At 69.7% G+C, this 2,350-nt stretch carries 3 protein-coding genes; 1 reads left to right on the top strand and 2 read right to left on the bottom strand.

The annotated features are described in order from the left end of the window. Positions 1-112 precede the first annotated feature (112 nt). Positions 113-493, bottom strand: a complete 381-nt coding sequence (locus DBR34_RS08630; RefSeq protein WP_128096486.1) for a VOC family protein — start codon at positions 491-493, stop codon at positions 113-115. A 139-nt stretch (positions 494-632) separates the two neighbouring features. Here DBR34_RS08630 and DBR34_RS08625 point away from each other — a divergent pair, with 139 nt between their 5' ends. Then, positions 633-1,169, top strand: coding sequence for a hypothetical protein (locus DBR34_RS08625; protein WP_128096484.1), 537 nt, complete (start codon positions 633-635; stop codon positions 1,167-1,169). On the opposite strand, the gene DBR34_RS08620 is transcribed toward DBR34_RS08625, so the two are convergent. Next, on the bottom strand, positions 1,145-1,906 hold the full coding sequence (locus DBR34_RS08620; RefSeq protein WP_258223766.1) for a cyclic nucleotide-binding domain-containing protein: 762 nt from the start codon (positions 1,904-1,906) through the stop codon (positions 1,145-1,147). The two genes, DBR34_RS08625 and DBR34_RS08620, sit on opposite strands and share 25 nt — an antisense overlap. Positions 1,907-2,350: the final 444 nt, after the last annotated feature.

Here is a 2,350-nt window from a genome sequence, read left to right as displayed (position 1 = left end):
ATCTGCAGCCGGGGCCAGCCGCCACGCTGCAGCTGCTGGCGGGCACGGGCGATTTCGCTGCCGCGGGTGAGCGGCAGCAGCAACGGCCTGGGCGGGCGCACCACCCGCCGGTTCATGCCTGCGCCTGCTTGGTGACCGCCTCGATGCGATGGCCGTCGGGGTCGATCACGAAGGCCGCGTAGTAGCAGTCGCCGTAATCCGGGCGGAGGCCGGCCGGTCCGTTGTCATGCCCACCGGCCTGCAGCGCGACGCGATGGAAGGCCTGCACCGCCGCCGGCGTGGGGGCACTGAAGGCCAGGTGGAAGCCGGGGCCGGGGGCGGCGGCATCGTCGCGCAGTTTCAGGCACAGCATGTCTTGGTCATCGACCAGCCCGTAGCCGATCGCGGTGTCATCTTCGAAGACGCGGCGGTACCCCAGCGCACCCAGCGCGGCGTCGTAGAACGCGCCGGCCGCGGCCAGGTCGCGGACCCCAAGGGACAGGTGATGCAGCATGCGGACGTCCTTGCCGTGGAATGCGGAATGCACGGCCGCATTGTAGGCCCAGCCGCCGCTGGCGTGCGCGCGGCTTGACCTGGATCAACCGCTTGCGCGCGCACCTGCCTACGCTGGACATCTGCACCGGAACTGCGCCATGAACATCCTGCTCGGGCTACTGCCTTTCCTTGTTTTTGCGCTGCTGGAACACGCCGCCGGCATCGCTGCCGGCCTGTCCGGCGCCGCGCTGACGGCATTGGGGTTATGCCTGCGCGACTGGACGGGGCCACGCCAACATTGCGGTGTGATCGAGCTGCTGTCGCTGCTGCTGTTCGGCGGGCTGGCCGTCTACGCCGGAGTGTATGCCCCCAACTGGTCGGTGATGGGCGTGCGCATCACCGTGGATGCGGTGCTGCTGATGGTGATGCTGGCTTCCATGCTCATCGGCCGCCCGTTTACCCTGGGCTACACCCGGCCCGATACCGAGCCGGCATTGTGGTTGTCGCCGCGTTTCATCCGCAGCCACTACGTAGTGTCCGGCATGTGGACGGCCGCGTTGGCGGTGGTGGTGCTGGCCGATGCACTGATCCTGGTCTGGCCCGGCACGGTGCTGGCCGGTGGGGTGGCGATGGGACTGGCGCTGCTGACGGCCAGCCGCTTCACCACGCACTACGCGGCTTCGCTGCGCGCGTGACCGGCACACGCGGCAGACGCCGGTTCGACGGCTGCCAATGCCTGCAGGCGTTCGCGCCCGCGCACCTCGACCTCACGCCCCTCCACGCTGACCAGGCCCTCGGCCTGGAAGCGGCGCAGCAGCCGACTCAGGGTCTCCGGGGCCAGGCGCAGGTAGTTGGCGATATCCATGCGCGACATGGTCAGCTGCCAGCGGCTTGAGGAGTAGCCGCGCGCAGCCATGCGGTCGGCCATGCCGATCAGGAACGCAGCCAGCCGCTCGTCGGCGGTGTAGTTACACGACAGCTGGGTGGCGCGCGCGATGTCGCGGCTCATCAGCCGGAACAGCTTGGCCTGCAGCATCGGCATGCGCGCGGCCAGGTCGGCGGTGGCCCGGAACGGCAGCCTGCACAGGGTTACCGTATCCAGCGCGACGGCCGTGCAGGGATGGCGCCCGTCGTCGATGGCGCCCAGCCCGATGAAGTCGCCCGGCATGTGGAAGCCGAGGGTCTGTTCGCGCCCTTCCCGGTCGATGGCATAGGTCTTGACCGTGCCCAGCCGGATCACCGCGATGTGCTCGAAGGGGTCGCCCTGGCGGAACACGACGCTACCGGCATGCGCGGGCGCGGTGTGTTCGATGAGCCCTTCCAGCTCGTACAGGTGGGCCGTCGCCAGGGAGCCGGGGAAGCAGTCCGGGCCCAGCGGGCAGGCACCGCACAGCCGGCTGCGTGCCGGGGGCAAGCCAACGGTGGTAGCCATGGTGGTGACGCTCCCGCGTGGTGCACCGCCCGATACCCGGGCCCGTCTGGCAGGGCTGGAATGCCTGCCGCCTTCCCCCGCCGATCCTCACGCACGTGCGCTGCTGCGATCGCCTCGCCGGTGCCTGCCGGGGGCCGTGCGGGTGCCGCACCGTTCCATAGTAGTGATGGCAGCCCGCTGCGCAAGATGGAAAACACCAGTATTTCTACTGGTTCTGCGCCCTGGACCGCTGCATTGAAGGGCGTCCCGTGCACAGGCCGCCCGCCGCCACCGGCCCTCACCGCGTTGCGCTTGACCCAGGTCAAGAAGCTGCCGCGGCGCGCGCCTTACGGTGATGCTCCGGCCGCACCTGCCGCAGGCCACGGCCACCCCCTTCTGCTTAGGAGCCGCTGCAATGAACCGTATTTCCCGCCTTGCCCCGTTCGCCCTGATCGGCGCGTTCAC

It is taken from the genome of Stenotrophomonas sp. HMWF003 (genome assembly GCF_003061285.1).
In the GTDB taxonomy this organism is placed as follows: domain Bacteria; phylum Pseudomonadota; class Gammaproteobacteria; order Xanthomonadales; family Xanthomonadaceae; genus Stenotrophomonas; species Stenotrophomonas maltophilia_AP.
Note: the sequence above shows the minus strand (reverse complement) of the source record. Positions and strands in the feature narration are given on the sequence as shown.